General features: G+C 71.7%; 12 protein-coding genes. 6 read left to right on the top strand and 6 right to left on the bottom strand.

Going from position 1 to position 17450, the window contains the following annotated elements:
* Positions 1-73 precede the first annotated feature (73 nt).
* Together ACIBM5_RS17970 and ACIBM5_RS17965 are read right to left on the bottom strand one after the other, a co-directional pair.
* Positions 74-1204, bottom strand: coding sequence for an acetate/propionate family kinase (locus tag ACIBM5_RS17970; protein WP_396007751.1), 1131 nt, complete (start codon positions 1202-1204; stop codon positions 74-76).
* 550 nt (positions 1205-1754) lie between these two features.
* Positions 1755-2417 carry a response regulator gene (locus tag ACIBM5_RS17965; RefSeq protein WP_396007750.1) on the bottom strand — a complete coding sequence of 221 codons (663 nt, stop codon included), beginning with the start codon at positions 2415-2417 and terminating at the stop codon, positions 1755-1757.
* 264 nt (positions 2418-2681) lie between these two features.
* On the opposite strand from ACIBM5_RS17965, the gene ACIBM5_RS17960 reads away from it, so the two are divergent.
* Positions 2682-4349: a GAF domain-containing protein gene (locus ACIBM5_RS17960; protein WP_396007942.1), complete on the top strand. Its 1668-nt coding sequence runs from the start codon at positions 2682-2684 to the stop codon at positions 4347-4349.
* 155 nt (positions 4350-4504) lie between these two features.
* On the opposite strand, the gene ACIBM5_RS17955 is transcribed toward ACIBM5_RS17960, so the two are convergent.
* Positions 4505-7201 carry a GNAT family N-acetyltransferase gene (locus tag ACIBM5_RS17955; RefSeq protein WP_396007749.1) on the bottom strand — a complete coding sequence of 899 codons (2697 nt, stop codon included), beginning with the start codon at positions 7199-7201 and terminating at the stop codon, positions 4505-4507.
* Positions 7202-7468: 267 nt separating this feature from the next.
* On the opposite strand from ACIBM5_RS17955, the gene ACIBM5_RS17950 reads away from it, so the two are divergent.
* The 5 genes from ACIBM5_RS17950 to ACIBM5_RS17930 all read left to right on the top strand — a co-directional run bounded on the left by ACIBM5_RS17950 (position 7469) and on the right by ACIBM5_RS17930 (position 14511).
* Positions 7469-7786, top strand: a complete 318-nt coding sequence (locus ACIBM5_RS17950; protein WP_391583243.1) for a chaplin — start codon at positions 7469-7471, stop codon at positions 7784-7786.
* A gap of 191 nt (positions 7787-7977) precedes the next feature.
* Positions 7978-9444: a hypothetical protein gene (locus tag ACIBM5_RS17945; RefSeq protein ID WP_396007748.1), complete on the top strand. Its 1467-nt coding sequence runs from the start codon at positions 7978-7980 to the stop codon at positions 9442-9444.
* Positions 9437-10738 carry a hypothetical protein gene (locus tag ACIBM5_RS17940; RefSeq protein WP_396007747.1) on the top strand — a complete coding sequence of 434 codons (1302 nt, stop codon included), beginning with the start codon at positions 9437-9439 and terminating at the stop codon, positions 10736-10738. The genes ACIBM5_RS17945 and ACIBM5_RS17940 overlap by 8 nt, the downstream gene beginning before the upstream one ends.
* A 49-nt stretch (positions 10739-10787) precedes the next feature.
* Positions 10788-13331: a S8 family serine peptidase gene (locus ACIBM5_RS17935; protein ID WP_396007746.1), complete on the top strand. Its 2544-nt coding sequence runs from the start codon at positions 10788-10790 to the stop codon at positions 13329-13331.
* A 241-nt stretch (positions 13332-13572) separates the two neighbouring features.
* On the top strand, positions 13573-14511 hold the full coding sequence (locus tag ACIBM5_RS17930) for an NAD(P)H-binding protein (RefSeq protein ID WP_396007745.1): 939 nt from the start codon (positions 13573-13575) through the stop codon (positions 14509-14511).
* A 107-nt stretch (positions 14512-14618) separates the two neighbouring features.
* Here the strand turns inward: ACIBM5_RS17930 and ACIBM5_RS17925 are convergent, their stop codons facing one another.
* The 3 genes from ACIBM5_RS17925 to ACIBM5_RS17915 all read right to left on the bottom strand — a co-directional run bounded on the left by ACIBM5_RS17925 (position 14619) and on the right by ACIBM5_RS17915 (position 17272).
* Positions 14619-15377: an LPXTG cell wall anchor domain-containing protein gene (locus ACIBM5_RS17925; protein WP_396007744.1), complete on the bottom strand. Its 759-nt coding sequence runs from the start codon at positions 15375-15377 to the stop codon at positions 14619-14621.
* Between the two features lie 478 nt (positions 15378-15855).
* Positions 15856-16860: a tyrosinase family protein gene (locus ACIBM5_RS17920; RefSeq protein WP_396007743.1), complete on the bottom strand. Its 1005-nt coding sequence runs from the start codon at positions 16858-16860 to the stop codon at positions 15856-15858.
* A 1-nt stretch (position 16861) separates the two neighbouring features.
* On the bottom strand, positions 16862-17272 hold the full coding sequence (locus tag ACIBM5_RS17915; protein WP_396007742.1) for a hypothetical protein: 411 nt from the start codon (positions 17270-17272) through the stop codon (positions 16862-16864).
* Positions 17273-17450 lie beyond the last annotated feature (178 nt).

Here is a 17450-nt window from a genome sequence, read left to right as displayed (position 1 = left end):
CGCCGATGGTTGCCACCCGACGGGTGCCCCGGGCCCGGCCCACTCCGGCGACCCGCACCGCGGCGAAGCGGGTTCACCCCACCGTCGCGCGGGTTTCGCGCGCGATGCACACATCCTCCCCGGCGGTGACGACCACGGTTCGCACCCGCGCACCCGCCTCGCCGATCTCGCCGTCGGCGCGCGTCGCGGCGTTGGCCTCGGCATGCAACCGCACTCCCAGGAATCCCAGTTCGGCGACCGCCTCGGTGCGCAGCGTGTCGTCGTGTTCGCCCACCCCACCGGTGAAGACCAGGACGTCCAGGCCACCCATCGCGGCGGCCATCGCGGCGATCCTGGTACGCACCCGGTACGCGTAGATCCCGCGCGCCAGTCGCGCGCGCGGATCCCCCGCGTCGGCGTCGGCCCGGATCGCGCGCATGTCGCCACCGTGCCCGGCCAACGCGCTCAGCCCCGCGCCATGCTCCAACACCTGCTCCAGGTCGTCGAGTTCGACCCCGTTGCGGAGCAGCCACACGAGCATGCCGGGGTCCAGGTCACCGGCGCGGGTGGCCATCACCAGGCCCTCCGTCGGGGTGAAGCCCATCGTGGTGTCGACACAACTCCCGCCCCGGATCGCGGCCAACGAGGCCCCGGCACCGAGGTGGCAGGTCACCACGCGCGCCGATGCCGGGTCCGTACCGGTCAGTTCACATGCCCGCGCCGACGCGTAGGCGTGCGACAGGCCGTGGAAGCCGTAGCGGCGCAGGCCCCACTCCGCGCGCCACGCCTCGGGGAGCGCGTAGGTGCTCGCCTCGGCGGGGAGGGTGTGGTGGAAGGCGGTGTCGAAGCAGGCGACCGCGGGCAGTTCGGGACACAGTTCGTGAAGCGCGTCGATGCCGGCGATCGCCCGGTCCTGGTGCAGCGGCGCGAGCGGGCGCAGCGCGGCGATGCGCGCGTACACCTGCGGATCGAGTCGGGCCGGCCCGGTGAAGTCGGCGCCGCCGTGCACGATGCGGTGCCCGACGGCCTCGACGGATCCCGCCGAGCGCACGAACTCGGCGATCGCCGCGGACGGGATCGTGTCGGCGCAGCTCACGTTCGAGGTGCGGACGATCGTGTCGTCCGGGTCGACCACGGACAACTTCAGGCTGGAGGAGCCCGCGTTGACGACCAGGACACGTCCGCCGGCGCCGGCATTCGTACTGCGGGTGGCCTCAACGGACATCGCGCACCCCCGTCTCGGCCGAAGCACGCAGCGGCCCGCCGGCGGCGGCGACTCGGGCGTCGATCGCCTGCCTGCGCCGGCGCCCGTCGGCTCGCCACGACGGTGGCCGTAGGGCAGGCCGGTCGCTCTCGCGTACGCGCCATTCGGGATCGGCCGGACCGGGCCGGCACGAACGAACGCCCCGACACGGAATCCGCGGCATCGGCGCCGGGCGGGTGGTGACCAATCCCGGTGCCGCTGCGATGTACGTCGAACACGGATACGACGGGCACGTCTTCGCGCGGCGACCGGCGAAGCGCCGGTGTGCGGACGCGGGAGCCGTCCGATGGTGGGCGATGAGGGACACGACGACCGCCTCCTGGTGGTGCATGCGTCGATGACGCTTCCCAGGACAGCGCACTTCACGCGTGCGCACCCGGGCCGAACGGCCCTGTCGGTCGGCCGAAGGGCACACACAGCCGGACATCGACGCACCCCGGACCGGCTGTCGGTCGGGGTGCATCGGTGGGTGTCGGTGCGCGTCGGGATCCGCGCGGACCGCCCGCCGGCCTCAGGTCCGGCGCCCCTCCTTGCCCTGGTGCAACTCGGTCGCGTACACCGCCGCCTGGACACGGCGTTCCAGGCCGAGCTTGTTGAGCACCGCGGAGACGTAGTTCTTGACGGTCTTCTCCGCCAGGCCCAGGCTCTCGGCGATCTCCCGGTTCGTCTGACCCTGGGCGATGTGCTCCAGGACCTGTTTCTCCCGCTCGCTGAGCCCGGTGGGGCCCGGTTCGGCGGCGGGCCCCTTGCGTACTCGTTCCAGAACGCGCGTGGTCACCGCCGGATCCAGCAGGGACTGCCCGGCGGCGACCGCGCGTACCGCCGCGATCAGGTCCTGCCCGCGAACCTGCTTGAGCACGTACCCCGCCGCCCCCGCCATGATCGCCGCGAACAGCGCGTCTTCGTCGTCGTACGAGGTCAGGATCAGCGCGTTGATCTCCGGGAAGCGCGAGCGCACCTCGCGGCACACGTCGATGCCGCTGCCGTCCGGCAGGCGCCCGTCCAGGATGGCCACGTCGGGGCGCAGTGCGGGGATGCGCCGGGTGGCCTCGGCGGCCGAACCCGACTCGCCGATGATCTCGATGTCGGGTTCACCGCCGAGCAGGTCGGCCAGGCCCCTGCGGACCACTTCGTGGTCGTCCAGCAGGAACACGCGAATGGGCGGTGTCGACACGGCCCTCCTCCGGAGGTCAGTCGTGGCTCTATGGTCGCTGTTGTCATCGTCGGACGCCGAAGGCTCCCGTATCCGTCACCGTAGCGGGCGGCGCGGCCTGGGGGCACGGTCGGCGGGATCACGGTCGATCGACGACGGTGTGCGTTCGAGGGGGAGAGGACGGGCCGGGTGTGGTTTGACACGATGGGCTCACGAAGAGTTTCGCCGGATGTACCAACCGTGGGAGGGGCTGTGGCGTCGGACGAGCGACCGGCATTGCCGCGTATGCGCTTGGACGAGTTGCTGGACGAGCTCCAGGCCCATGTGGAGGTGGTGCGCGCGACTCGGGATCGGGTGAGCGGGCTGCTGGAGGCCGTGCTCTCGGTGGGCAGCGACCTGGACCTGGAGACCGTGCTCCGGCGGATCGTGGAATCGGCGGTGACCCTGGTCGACGCCGAGTACGGCGCCCTCGGGGTGATCGGCGACGAGCGGCTCGCCCGCTTCCTCCCGGTGGGCATGGACCCGGAAACCATCCTGCGGATCGGGCCCTTCCCCACCGGGCGCGGCATCCTGGGGCTGATCATCCGGGATCCGCATCCGCTGCGCCTGCACGACCTCTCCGAACACCCGGACTCGTTCGGATTCCCGCCCGGCCACCCGCCGATGAACACCTTCGTGGGCGTGCCGATCCGGATCCGCGACACGGTCTTCGGCAACCTCTACCTCACCGAGAAGCGCGGCGGCGCGGACTTCGACGAGGACGACGAGGCGGTCCTGCGCACCCTCGCGGCGGCGGCCGGCGTCGCCATCGACAACGCGCGCCTGTACGACGATGTCCGCCGCCGCGAACGCTGGCTCGCCGCGACCTCCGACCTGACCCGCAGCCTGCTTTCCGGCGACAGCCCCGCCGACGTGCTGCGCACGTTCACCGAGACCGTCCGGGACATGACCGACGCCGACCTGGTCACCCTCGCGGTGCCCGTGCCCGGCACCGACGACCTGGTCGTCGAGGCCGCCGCGGGCCCCCTCGCCGACCGCGTCCGCGGACTGGTCCTGTCCGGCGAAAGCACGCTGATGGGCAAGGTGTTCGGCTCGGGTGAGACGATCACCAGCAGCGATCTCAGCCACGACCCGGGGGCGGTGGTGGCGACCGCGGTGGGGTCCGAACTCGGCTCCGCGTTTCTGCTGCCGCTCGGCACCCCCGAGCGCATCCACGGCGTGCTCCAGGTCGCGAACCGGACGGAGCGTCCGCAGCTGACGGAGGCGGTGCTGCGCATGGTCACCGGCTTCGCCGACCACGCCGCGCTGGCCCTGGAGATCGCGGAACGGCGCCGCGACGCGGAGCTGTTGACCGTACTCCAGGACCGCGACCGGATCGCCCGGGACCTGCACGACCTGGCCATCCAACGCCTGTTCGCCACCGGCATGACACTCCAGAGCGCGACGCGCTTCATCGAGCACCCCGAGGCCCTGGAGCGGGTCGAATCGGCGGTGGACGCGCTGGACGACACGATCAAGGTCATCCGGTCGACGATCTTCTCCCTCAAGTCCCGAGGGCGCGACGCCGGCCCGGGACTGCGCTCGCGCTGTCTGCGCGAGGTGGACGCGGTCACCGAAATGCTGGGCTTCGCCCCGACGTTGCGCGTCGACGGCCTGCTGGACACGCGGGTGCCGGAGTCGATTGCGGCCCAGGTGATCGCGGTGTTGCGCGAAGCACTCGCGAACGCCGCCCGTCATGCCCACGCAAGCCGCGTGGAGGTACACGTCGAGGCGGACGACAAGCACGTGCGGGTACGAGTACGCGACGACGGCGTGGGTCCGCCGTCGGCCCCGACCCGCGACAGCGGACTCGGCAACATGCGGGAGCGGGCCGAAACCCTCGGCGGAGCCTGCTCGTTCGGACCGTCCCCGGACGGCGGCGCCGTCCTGGAATGGCACGTCCCCCTGGACTGACCACGCGAGAGCCCTCGGCCCGCCAACTCCCGACACCGGACAGGGGACGACGAACCACCCGACGGGCGGACCGTGGCGATCCACGCCCCGCTCGGCGTCCTGCATGGTGTCCGGGACCGGCGCACCGGTGTCCCGAACGGCGCCGGCTTCCGGGTTCAGCGCAGTCGCCGCAGGTACGGGTCCTGTCCGTGGCGCGGGGCCAAGCGGATACGGGCGTCGACGACGGTGACGCCGTCGGGACGGGCGACCAGCGGATTCAGGTCGGCTTCCGCGAGCTGGGGCACGTCGTCCGCGAGCCTGGACAGTCGGTGCAGGATGTCCTCGACCCCGGCGGTGTCGGTGGCCGCCGCGCCCCGGTGGCCGTACAGCAGCGGTGCCCCGCGTGAATCGGCCAACAACGAGTGGGCATCCAGGTCGGTCAGCGGGGTCAGCCGCGTACCGTGGTCGGCGAGCACGTCGGTGGTCACTCCGCCGAGTCCGAATACCACCAGCGGGCCCAGCACCTCGTCCTGGGTCACCCCGGCGATCAGTTCGACGCCCGGCGCGGCCATGGGCTGCACGACCACGCTCTCCATCAGGGCCCCGATCCGGTGGGCGAGATCGGTGAACGCGGCGCGCACCGCGTCGTCGCCGACCAGCCGCAACCGGACCCCGCCCACGTCGCTCTTGTGCACGATGTGCGGTCCGTACGCCTTGAGCACGACCGCGCCGTCGACGCCCGACGGAGCCAGTTCACGCGCCATCGCCACCGCCTCCTCGGCATCGAAGGCCTGCCGCCACGGACTCACCCGGATGCCGTACGTGCCCAGCATGCGCGCGCACTCGCGAGGCGGCAGCCAGCCACCGTCGGGCTCGCGCAGCAGGAACTCGGCGGCGAGCGAGCGGGCCGCGCCGCGATCGACGTCGTTCAGCGCCGGCACCGTGCCGCGGGGCCGGGTCGACCACATCGCCCGTTCATAGGCGTGCGCGAGCGCCACGGCGGCCGTGCGCGCGTCCCCGTACACCGGCACCGTGCCGCCCACGGCGGGCAACAGGTCCACGGCGGCGACGCGTTCGGGGGCGATCACCAGCACGGGCCGCGCACGGACGGCGGGACCCTCCAGGATGTCGCCGAGCGGATCGCCGAGCGCGGTCGGGGCCAGGGCCAGGACGACGGCGTCCACGTGGCCCGCCGCCAACACCAGGTCCACGCACCGGCGCAGCGTCTCGCCGTCCACGGTGGCGGTGGTGTCCACCGGGTTGGCGCACGCGGCGCCGGCGGGCAGCAGCGCGCGGAGCTCGGCCTCGACATCGGGGCCGAAGCGCGGCACGGCCAGGCCCGCGTCCACGCAGGCGTCCGCGGCCAGTACCCCGGCGCCGCCCGCGTTGCCGATCACCGCCACCGAGGCGCCGTCGGGCAATGGCTGGGAGTGCAGCAACGCGGCCACCGCCACCAGGTCCCCGAGGGTCTGCACGGCGGTCACTCCCGCCTGGCGGAACAACGCCCCACGCGCCACGGTCGGGGTCACCGCGGCGGCCGTGTGCGACCCGGCGGCGCGACGGCCGGCCGCGGAACGCCCCGCGTCCACGGTCAGCACCGGCTTGGTGCGGCCCACGGCGCGCGCGATCCGGGAGAACTTGCGCGGATTGCCGAAGGACTCCAGGTGCAGGATCGCCATCGTGGTCCGGGTGTCGGCCTGCCACCACTGGAGCATGTCGTTGCCGCTGACGTCGTACTTGTCACCGAGCGACGCGAAGGTCGACACCCCGATCCCCAGTCGGTTCAGCTGCTCCGTCAACGCGATCCCCACTCCGCCGGACTGCACCGCCACCCCGGCGCTGCCGGCAGCGGGCACGACCCAGCCGAAGGTCGCGTTCAGCGCCGTGGCGGGATCGGTCTGCGCGATGCCCAGACAATTCGGGCCGACCATCCGCATGCCGTGCCGGCGGACCGAGTCGTGCACCCGCGCGGCCTGCTCCGGCGTTCCGCCCGAGGTGATCACGACCAGGGCGCGCACGCCGGCGCGTCCGCAGTCCTCGACCAGATCGGGAACCCGGTCCGCCGGCACGGCCACCACCACCAGGTCCGGCACCTCGGGAAGCAGGTCCGGCGTCGGGAAGGCGGGCACCCCGTCCACCTCGGTCGCGGTGGGGTGCAATACCGCCAGGGTCCCGGTGAAGTGCGCCGCCTTCAGGTTCCGCAGCAGGGCCCGGCCGACGGAGTCCGCCCGACGGCCCGCGCCCGCCACCGCGACCGATCGCGGTGCGAACAGCGGCACCAGACTGGCCACGTCCGCGAGGGCCTCCCGCCGCGCCAGGGCGGTCAGGTATCGCTCGGTCGAGGGAATGTCGCCGTCCAGCGGGATCACGCAGTTCATCACCCCCGCCACGAGGCGGTTGCGCACCGGCAACCCCATGTCCTCCAGGACCCGCAACATCGGCCGATTCCACGGCAACGTGTCCGCGACCAGCGTGTGCACCTTGTCCGCGCGGGCCATCGTGACCACGTGCTCGATCAGCAGCGTGCCGATCCCCCTGCCGTGCCAGGCGTCGGCCACCGCCAGAGCGAGTTCGGCCTCGCCCGAGTCGGGGTCGCCGTTGTACTCGACGACCCCGACCACCTCGCCCCCGTCGTGGGTGAGCGCGATCAGCGCGCCGCACCCGGCCCGGTCGGGTGCGGTCACCCGATCGGCGGTTTCCCGCGCCGACGTCTGCGAAGCACCGAAGAACCGCAGGTACAGACTCTCCGGCGACATCGTGTGGTGCATCGCCAGTACCCCATCCCGGTCCTCGGGTCCCGGCGGCCGCAGCAGAACCGTCTCGCCGTCCGCGGCCAACGCCCAGACCTCGTGCGGTGTGCCGAACTCGTTCATGGACCCGTCCCTTCGGCCGAGGCGCGTACGCGCCGCTCCCCCTCACCCTCGCGCCGATCCCCGACCCGGGGCAGGGCCGACCGGTCCCCCCGCCCGGGCCGAACGACCCTGCCCGCCCCCGTCCGACAGCGGAGGCGACCGCGCCGGCCGGAGTCGGCGCGCGTTCGGGTGAATGAGTGCACCGGCCAGTTGCCTCGCGGGGGTGGCGTCGTTGGAGGTCTTGTGCGTCGCACTCGCGGCGCGGACGGGCGAAAAACGGAGAGTGCAGTGAACACGTACAAGAAGGCCACGATCATGGCGGCCGGCACCGCCGCTCTGGTGATGGCCGGCGCCGGAGCCGCCAGCGCCCAGGCCGACGCCGACGGTGCCGCCGTCGACTCCCCCGGCGTGCTCTCCGGCAACAACATCCAGATCCCGGTGCACATCCCGATCAACCTGTGCGGCAACACCGTCGACATCATCGCCGCCCTCAACCCGACGTTCGGCAACACCTGCCTGAACATCGACGGCGACGACGACCACGACGAGCACCACGAGGGCCACGAGGGCCACAAGGGTGGGGACTCCGGCGGCCACCACGGCTGATCCCCCGCCGACACCCATCTCGGACGTTCCTCCACGTCCGGCACACCGCGACCCCCGCGCTGCATCCCGCGGGGGTCGCGGCATGTCCGGCCCCATGACGACGAGCGACCCCGACATGCACACATTCGTGGTCACTCGTCCACACACCGTCACCAATTCCGCCGATAAGACCGCCGCATCGTGAGCAAGAGATGCAAAGCGGTCAATTCGTGCTGCACTGGATTCATGGACGTGCGGCCGTCGGCGTGCCGTGGACGGACATCGCGCCCCATGCCGTCGAGCGCGCGTTCACGCCCATCGCCGGCGCCTCGAAACCCACCCCGACCCGACTCGCGAACGCCTACCGGGTGGGCGAGCAACTCCCGGCCCCGACCGAGGCGCCCGCCGCCGACGACGAGGAATCGACACACCACGCCGAACCCGGCCGGGACGATGCGAAAGGCAGCACCATGGACACCCTCGACGAGCGAGTCGAAATCGCCCGCGCCCTGCTGTCCGCCGGGATCACTCCGGCCGACCTCGAACTCTCGCCCGACCTGGCCGCCGCGCCGGAAGGCCCCGTCCTGGCCGCCGACCTCGGGATCGTCTTCCCCGACGGACTCGCCCCCGTGCCCCAGCCCTTCGACGTCGATCCGTCCCCCGACGCCGCGCTGCCTCGCGCCGACGTCGTCGTGATCACCTGGACCGTCGCCGAACAGGACGCCCTCGCCGACGTGTTCACCCAGGGCTTCGGTCGGCTGCGCTGGTACCGGTACACCCGCCGCTTCGAGGAGCACTACCGGCCGCTGATCAGGGGCGGAGCCCCCTCGCTCGCCGCCCGCCCGCCACGCCTGGGCTCGTACTTCCCGGTCAGGCTCGGCAATCTGAACGTGCTGTGCGTGAAGTCCGAACTCCACCTCAACCAGGACGGTCGCAAGACCGGCGAAGGCACCGCCACCCTGCCCGTCCGGGACTTCTTCGAGCAGATCATCGAGGAGGTCCGGCCGCGCGTGATCGCCACCATCGGCACCTCGGGCAGCGTCTTCGGCGACTTCCCCCTGGGCGACGTGGTGGTCACGCGCGCGGCGAAGTTCCGCTGTCAAAAGGAGTTTCGCAACGAGGCGTTCAACGGCCGCACGTTCCGGTGCGACCGCACCTTCCCGCTCGGCCGGATCGAGGACGCGCAACGGCTCATGCGCGGCTTCGCCGCCCGGCTCACCGAACCGCCACTGGGCCCGCCGTCCACCCGTTTCCCCTTCGCCGGGCCGCTGGTGCGGCCCCCCGACAACACCCCGACGGTCCGCATCGAGCAGGACGCGCGGGACATGCCCGAGTTCCACCCGATCCTGACCACCGACTACTTCGAGTACGGCACGTCCACCAACGGCCTGGAAAACGAGGGTGCGGCGGTCGAGATGGGCGACGCCGCGCTCGGCCTGGCCTGCGCAGGTCTCACCGACGCGGGCTCGGATCACGTGCCCGACTGGGTGGTCGTCCGCAACATGTCCGATCCGCAGATCAACGGCGAACTCCCCACGCGCGAATTCCGCCTCAACCCGCAGACCATGTGGGCGGTGTCCTACTACGAGGCGTACGGCTACTGGACCAGCGTCTGCGGTGCGCTCACCACATGGGGCCTGCTCGCGGGGCTCTCCGAGGCGGGCATCGACGATGCCTGACCCGCCGGCCGTCACCCGGCTCCCGATCGAGGTCGAGCTGCTGTTCGAGCTGATGCCGTGCAATGCGTTGCGCACCTCGCAGTTCGCCGGCCCCGGAGCCCATCCGTGCGCCTACTTCCGCTCGTGGGGTACCTACCACGCCTACGACTACGATGCCGACGAGCCGCCGCCGGACGCCTCGATCGTGCGGCCCTCGCACTACACCGGCCGCATGACCCCGCTGCCGGAGCCGTTGTCCGGTTGCCGCAAGGCCCCGATCCTCGCCGTCGGCATCAATCCCAACCTCCCGGGCTGGTGGCCGGACAGCCACGGCTCGCTCACTCCCGACTTCGACTCCGTGCGCCAATACGCGCACTACTTCCGCCACCGAGGGGTGTTCAAGCCCGAGTTGCCCGACGACGCGTATCGCGCCTTCGGCGGCGGACCGCACGACGATCCCCTGGCCGGGATCCCGCTCACCGTTCCCGAGAACGCCCGGGGCCGCCGGGAGATCGCGGTCCGCGAGCAGCCGCAGCGCATGTATCTCGTCTACCAGGAGCTGCTGGACGCCCTCGGCGCGGAACTGGGCCTGGACCGGGGCACGCTCGCCGTCGGCGAGGACCTGTCGTACGGCAACATGGTCGCCTGCGCGTCGGCCAAGTGGACCACCCGACCCGACCCGCGGAACCCCGCCCTGCCGCCGATGACCGACGAGCAGCGGGTCGGGATCGTCGGCGAGTGTTTCCGTACCCGCCGCCATCTGCTGCGGCAGATGTTCCAGTCGCTGCCGGCCGTGATCCTCGTGCTCGGGCAGAGCACCGCCAACGCCTTCACCGGCGAACTCGGCGACCGCCTGCAACCGCTACCCGCCCCGGAGACCCCCATGGCGCAGCTGATGGCGAGCGAGATCCGGCTCGCCTACGGCACTCTCGACGACGGCGAGGAACTCGACGCCCGGGTGTTGTTCGCCCCGCATCCCACCGGGCATCCCGACGACTACGCGCGGGCCCGGCCGCTGCTCGTCGAACAACTCCTGCACGAGGCCCGCTCCGGCCGGCTGGGTCACGACGAACGCATCGGGCATCTGACGCGTCCCCGCGGCTCGTGCTCCTTCTGCCCGCTGCTGGGCATCGGCCCGTGCCCCTACACCGACGTACTCACGCCGCTCCCCGGGGGCGGCCCCGCTCTGCTCGCCGACGGATCGGCGCCGGTGGCGGCGGAGAAACGCACCCAACTGCGCCTGCTCGACGGCATCACCGAACGGGCCGCGCCCGTCGCCGAGGTCTGGGCCCACACCGACGACCGGGAGGACTGACGCCGTAGCAGTGCCACCGGCGCCGGCACCCTCCGAAAGCGAGACCACGATGGCCGGGACAACCGACCCCGAGGGGGCAGTCGACCCGCGGTACCGCATCGCCGTCTACTTCGACGGCGACCGTGAGGCCGAGCGCATCGAGGCGATCCTCGAGGAGCGCACGCACCGCTATCGGGGGGTCGTCCTCGCCGAGACCTCCGCGGAGCGGATCGGCCGACTTCGCGCGGCCGGCTGCATCGTCGACGTCCGCGCCGATCTCACCGCCGAACACGCGGCCCGGAGCGAAGGCACCGCAACCGACGCGCTACCCGGCAGCGCCGGCCCGCAGAGCATGTTGCCCCCGCGCGGCGCCGGCGCGGCCGGCACCACCGACCGAGTCGCGCCCGACCCGGAGTTCGTGGCCGACCTCACCGAACGTGCGGTGGGCGCGGGCGAACAGCACGCCGCCGACCCGGAGACCGCGGCGCCTCTTCCCGCGCCGTCGGGCGAGCCGCGGTACAACACCTACCTGGTGCGCATACCCGGACCGCTGGACCGGGACCGCCGTGCCGCCTTCGCCGAGATCGGGGCCCGCATCGTCGAGTTCCAACCGGCCGGCACCTACCGGCTCCGTCTCACCCGCGAGCAACGCGACCGGGTCGCCGACCTGTCGTGGGTGATCGCGGTGCGCCCCTGGGACCTCGCCGACACGGTCACGTACGCGCTCGGCGACGCGCTCGCCCTGGACGCCCGGCGGGCCGCCGGTCCACAACTGGCCGGCGACGAGGGCGCCGCCGTACCGGACCCGTACCTCGACACCTTCGACGTGCTCGTGCACGACCCCCTCGACCTCGCCACGCTCCGCCCCGCCCTCGACGCCACGCCCGGCGTCGAGGTGCTCGCCGCCGTCGATGTCATGCTGCGCTTTCGCACCGACCTGACCGGGGACCGACGGCGCGACCTGCTCGCCGTCGTTGCCGCCCGGGAGGAAACCCGCCGGGTCGCCCCCTATCGGCCGCCTCTGCTCTATGCCGACCATGCCCGCCGGCTCGTCGGCGTGGACCGCATCGGACCCCGAGCCGACGGCGACGCGCCGACGGCCCCGGTGCCCTGGACCGGGGCGGGCGAGATCGTCGGCGTGTTCGACAGCGGCGTCGACGGCACCCACCCCGACCTGGTCGACCGCATCGCCGCGGGCGAATCCCTGGTCGGCGGCGACACGTTCGACCTCTGCGGCCACGGCACCCACGTGGCCGGCATCATCGCCGGCTCCGGCGCGGCGAGCGGTGGCCGAATCACCGGTGTCGCCCCCGGTGCCCGGCTGGCCGTCTTCCGCGTCTTCGACGAGGACAACCGCCTCCACGTGGGCCCCAGCCTGGGCCCGCTGCTCGCCCGTGCCGTCGACGCGGGAGCGCACATCATCAACCTCAGCTGGGGCAACCCGCTGTCCGGCAGCTACGACCAATACTCGCTCGCCGTGGACAAGTTCGTCGCCGAGCATCCCGACGTGCTCGTGATCGTCGCGGCCGGCAACAGCGGCGTCGCCCCCAGGGGAACCCACGAGTTCAACACCTGCGGCACCCCCGCCACCGCCAAGAACGTGCTCACCGTCGGCGCGTGCGACACCGACCGCGACAACGACGGCCTCGCGGAGCTGACCTGGGATCGTTTCCGTCAGCCCCAGTTCCCGTTGCCACCGGCCGGTGGCGAACACGTGTGCGGCGACCCCGACCTGCCTGCCGCGATCAGCAGTCGAGGCCCCAGCGACTACGGCAGCGTGGTGCCGCATCTGCTGGCCCCGGGCACCTTCGTGCTCTCGGCCCGCAGCAGCAGCGCACGGATGGACCCGCGGCTGCCCTGGCGCGAAAACCCCGACCACGACGGGCGCTACGTGTACATCGGCGGCACCAGCATGGCCGCTCCCGTCGTCGCCGGCGCCGCCGCCGTGGTCCGGCAGTACCTGCGCGAGGTGCACCTGCTCGCATCGCCCTCCGCCGCGCTCATGAAAGCCGTCCTGATCGCCGCGACCCGCCGCCTGCCTTCGCTGCGCACACCGAACAGCGCGCAGGATCTCGGCTACCCGGACTTCGACCAGGGCTTCGGGCGGTTGGACCTGGGCATCGTCCTGCCCACCCCCGACGCGCCGGCGGATCGCCGGCTCGTGTGGGCCGACCTGTCCGACGCCGATCCCGACGCGCTCGAAGCGTTCGCCGACCCGGAGGGCACCCGGCGCGGCAGTCGCGCCTACCGCCTCACCGTGCCGGCCGGCCCGCACCCCGACGACCTGCGCGTGGTCCTGGCCTGGACCGACCAGCCGGGCAGCGCCGTGCAGAACAACCTCGACCTCGCGGTGACCACACCCGACGGCACCATGCTCGTGGGCAATCAGGAGCACACCTACAACAAGGTCCCCGGCTTCGACCGCAGCGCGGTGCTGCGACTCACCGGCCTCCCGCTCGACCGCGCCAACACGGTCGAGTCCGTCCGCATCGGTAACCCGCCGCCCGGCACGTACACGATCAGGGTGTTCGCGCAGAACACGCCCTTCCCTGCCCAGGGTTACGCGCTGTGCGTCGCCGGTCCGATCGACGAGGCGGGGCTGACGACGCCCTGAGGACAGAGTGCCTCGATCGGCGACAGGACCGTGCGGCCCGGCGCTCGGGTACGGTCGCTCGGGCGGCCTCGCACCGCCCGAGCGGGTCGCCGCACTCCGCCGGCGGCTCGGGAGCCGGACCGCGACCGGGTGTTTCGCCACCCGAACGTCGGGCAGTCCCATCCCGATCCCGGCCTTGCCGACCACGGCCGGGGGTCGGACCGTCTCGACCGGAGGCCTCGTGTCGCAAGGTGCGGAAACCATGCGGATCGCCGTCACCACCCCGACCGGCAACGTCGGCCGCCATGTCGTCGCCACGCTGATCCGTGCCGGGATCCGGCCGCGCCTTCTGCTGCGCGAGCCCGACCGGCTGGCTTGCGACGTCCGGGAGGAGGTGGACGCGGTGCGGGTCGACCAATACGACGCCGACGCGGTGGTGGCCGCCACGGCCGGTATCGATGCGCTGTTCTGGGTGGATCCGACCACCGGCGGCGAGGATCCGCTCGCCGACTATGCCCGCGCCACCGAGAGCGTGGTCCGCGCCGTCACCGAGAACGGGATCGGCCGGGTCGTCTTCCAGAGCAGCGTCGGCGCCGAGAAGCGGCACGGCGCCGGCGAGATCGACGGACTGGCGCACACCGAAACCGCGTTGGACGACACCGGCGTCGACGTCGTGCACCTTCGCTGCGGCTACTTCTTCACCAACCTGGAACTCCAGCTCGACGCCCTGCGAGCCGGTGTCCTGGAGGTGATCCTTCCGCTCGACCAGCCCATGGCCTGGGTCGCACCTCGCGACATCGCCGAGGTGGCCGCGACCCGCCTGCTCTCACCCGCCTGGTCCGGACGCCGCGTGCAAGCGGTGCACGGACCCGCCGACCTCACCTGGCGACAGGTCGCCGAAATCCTGACCGCAGCCACCGGTCGGCGGATCGACGTGCGACGCATCGACGACGACGCCATGCGCGCCCGCCTCCGACAGGCCGGGATGACGGACGGATTGGTCGAGGCCGTACTCGGAATGTCCACCGGTCTGCGGGAGGACTTCGTCCCCGAACAACGCCGCACCATCCACACCACCACGCCGACCACCCTCACCGCATGGGCCCACGACCACCTTCGACACCGGATCCTCGACGCCGCGGATGCCCCGGACGCCACCGGGGAGTCGGCCGCCGCGGGAGAGCACGCGTCCGGGCGGTGACCCGGTCGTGGTCCCGCCGGCCGATGTCGGCTCGGCGGGACCAATCCATCATCAACGCCCGTCGATCAGCAGGACCCGCCGTACCCGGTAGGGCCCGATTCGGACCGTCAGGCGGCGTGGTTGCCCCGACGCCGGCGCAGCAGGATGCCGCCGCCGACCAGGACCGCGGCGACGGCGAGGAGCCCGCCCACCGCGACCGAGCCGGTCTGCGCGAGCGACTTGCCGCCGCCGGTCGACGCGGGCTTCGAGGGGGTCGGGACGACCGTGTCCGAGGCGCTCGGCGACGCGGACGACGAAGGCGTCCCGGTACCGGCCGACGAGGTGGCGGGCGCGGGGGTCTTCGTGCCGTCGGTCGGCGGCTTGCTGGTCGAGGGAGCCGCGGTGGTCGGCGGCGCGGTGGTCGTCGGGGGCTTGGTGGTCGGGGGCTGGGTCGTCGGCGGCTGAGTGGTCGGCGGCTTGGCCGGGCAGGCGTGCGACAGGTTGAACCAGTTCACCTTGCCGCCCTTGACCTCGGCGACCGCGGAAGTCAACGTGGCTCCGACCGGCGATGCCACGTACGCGTGCTTGTCGGTGGGGGGACCGAAGTTGGTGATCACCTGCTGACCACCCGGCTCGAACGTCACGGTCAGCTTGACGAAGACCGTTCCGTTCGTGGGGAGAACGAAGTGCCAGCCGTCCTTGTCGGCGGGGATCGTCGGGCACTCGCCCCGCTCCACCCCGTTGCCGGTGGCGGTCAGGGGAAGTTTCTGGTGCACGTTTACGGTGTACGTATCGCCGGTGGCGAAGGCCGGCGCCGCGCCGGCGGCCAGAACGAGCGGCACGGCGAGCGCGGCGGCCCACCGTACGGCCTTGGAAGGCGAAGACATGGTGATACCTCTTGGGCAGAAGTGAGTTGCAGCCCAGGGATCCTTCGTATCGCCCGGCACGAGAATCACAGCCGAGACCCCTCGACGCGCCCGCCCGAAAGACCGCTTCGTCCCCCCGGGACCGAAAAGACCCTGGATGAGGGCAGCCGAGATTCCCATCACGGAGAGTTCCGCGTCAAGACAAAATTGTCCGAATCACAGTACATATCCCATTCATCCGCCTTGCCGGCATATAACGATTTCCTACAACGCGGTATTTTTTCGCTCCCGCCCGACGCCGCGATGCGCGCTCCGGCCCAATTTCGAGTCCATATGCCCTACTTCGGCTTTTTCGCGCAGCCCGATCGTGCCGAACCCACCACATCGACCGAATGTTTCCGGCCGGCGGACGGCCCGGCCCGGCTCCCTCGATGCCCCTGACCGCCGCACCCCCGAGCGACGACACTCACCGCCGCACGGGATGAGGTCGTAGCCGTGCTCACGGAATGAGGTCGTAGACGTACTTGGAGGTGAAGTCGAGGCTCAGCCTCGGTGTTCCGCCCGGTGCGCCCGGGCCGAGCGGGGTCACGATCGGGTCGTCGATCCGGTGGCCCAGCAGGTCGGCCGAGGCCGTCATGGGCGGAAGGTAGTTCCGGCCGTTGTGCTGCATCCAACCTTCCCAGATCCGGTCCACGTTGCAGTGGTGGAGGTAGAAGATCGGATCGTTCGGGGACGACGCCGGGCCCATGTCGCCGCCCACCCAGCGGTGCACCTGGTTGTGCAGCCCGGTCCCGATGAAGCCTTCCAGCCGGTTGCGGAATCCGTTCGACGACGCGTCCCAGGGGGCGAAGTCGTATGTGGCCAGGCTGGGATCGCCGCCGAAGAGCGGCACCGTGTTGAAGGCGGCACCCACGTCACCGACGTTCGGAAGCGTGGACGACGACGCCGATCCCAGCGGAGGAAGCGCCCCCAGGCCCCGGCGCAGGCCCCGGTTGGCCTGAACGAGTTGTAGCGAGCTGTCGGTTTCGATGCGGACCCGGAAACTGTTCGGGTCGGCGGGATCGAAGACGAACGGCCCCGTGGAGATCGGATCGCCCCCGCCGCCCATCCATTCCTTCGTCCAGATCAGCCGGCCCGCCGGATCGGGCAGCGACCCGTCCAGGGACCAGTCCCAGTACGGGAGGGCGAAGCCGGAGTCGTTGACGACCCGCTGGATGTTGGCCTCCAGATAGGCCAACATGACGCGGTGCCACGGCAGGAACACCGGTCCGCGGTGGGCCCCGTTGCGGACCATCCAGTTCCCGGTCGGCGGTACCGGAGTGGTCATGGCCCGGTGATGCCAGATCACGAACAGGTCGTACGTGTGGATCGGTGTGTCGGGGCCGGGAATCCCGAAGGCGCTCGTCCCCAGTGTCGTCGGCTCCTGCTTGAGGAGGTTGATGCCGCGGATGTACGCGTCCCGGTCGGCGAGGCTGGTGATGACGTTTTTGCGTACGATCGCCATTTCAGCCACCTCCCGGGTGATTCGACCCGTGCGCATGGCCGTCGTGGCCCCCGTGTCCCGCGTGCCCGCCGGGTCCGGTGACCGGGCCGCCATGACCTCCGCCGGCGGGCGGGAATTCGTCCGGGAAGTACTGGATGAGTGCCTTCACGGTGTCCACGGCGGAGAGGAACTGATACGCGGGCAGGGCATGACAGTGCACCTCCCCGTTGTTCGACACCATCAGATGGGCGGCAACCGACCGATCGTCCACGGTGATCTCGTACGTGGTCTTCACGACTATCCGGTGACCGTCGAATTCCTCCTCGCGAACGCTGTCCATGGAGCCGTGCATCAGCTCGGGCATTGGCAGATCCGCGATATATCGTGCGAGAGCGGCCGGCTCGGCGGCCGCGGCCATGTCCTGGTCGTCCATGAGATTCTCTCCCAAAGCGCGGAGTTGCCTCCGGCGGAGCAACCTCATGGCTCGCCGGCCCGGCGGAACCTGGGGACATCAACCGCAACAACCGCCCCGCATCGGGATCTCCCGGCAGAGCCGACAACGCACAGTCCCACGGCTCCGGGCCGAATTCCCGCAGAGCCGAAATCCCGCG

Origin of the sequence: Embleya sp. NPDC050493, from assembly GCF_044458105.1 — a bacterium.
Taxonomy (GTDB): domain Bacteria; phylum Actinomycetota; class Actinomycetes; order Streptomycetales; family Streptomycetaceae; genus Embleya.
Note: the sequence above shows the minus strand (reverse complement) of the source record. Positions and strands in the feature narration are given on the sequence as shown.

Bases quoted from the DNA above. Each gene is read 5' to 3' on its own strand.
- ACIBM5_RS17970 (WP_396007751.1), bottom strand. From the start codon at position 1,204: ATGTCCGTTGAGGCCACCCGCAGTACGAATGCCGGCGCCGGCGGACGT.
- ACIBM5_RS17960 (WP_396007942.1), top strand. From the start codon at position 2,682: ATGCGCTTGGACGAGTTGCTGGACGAGCTCCAGGCCCATGTGGAGGTG.
- ACIBM5_RS17955 (WP_396007749.1), bottom strand. From the start codon at position 7,201: ATGAACGAGTTCGGCACACCGCACGAGGTCTGGGCGTTGGCCGCGGAC.
- ACIBM5_RS17945 (WP_396007748.1), top strand. From the start codon at position 7,978: ATGCAAAGCGGTCAATTCGTGCTGCACTGGATTCATGGACGTGCGGCC.
- ACIBM5_RS17940 (WP_396007747.1), top strand. From the start codon at position 9,437: ATGCCTGACCCGCCGGCCGTCACCCGGCTCCCGATCGAGGTCGAGCTG.
- ACIBM5_RS17935 (WP_396007746.1), top strand. From the start codon at position 10,788: ATGGCCGGGACAACCGACCCCGAGGGGGCAGTCGACCCGCGGTACCGC.
- ACIBM5_RS17930 (WP_396007745.1), top strand. From the start codon at position 13,573: ATGCGGATCGCCGTCACCACCCCGACCGGCAACGTCGGCCGCCATGTC.
- ACIBM5_RS17925 (WP_396007744.1), bottom strand. From the start codon at position 15,377: ATGTCTTCGCCTTCCAAGGCCGTACGGTGGGCCGCCGCGCTCGCCGTG.
- ACIBM5_RS17920 (WP_396007743.1), bottom strand. From the start codon at position 16,860: ATGGCGATCGTACGCAAAAACGTCATCACCAGCCTCGCCGACCGGGAC.
- ACIBM5_RS17915 (WP_396007742.1), bottom strand. From the start codon at position 17,272: ATGGACGACCAGGACATGGCCGCGGCCGCCGAGCCGGCCGCTCTCGCA.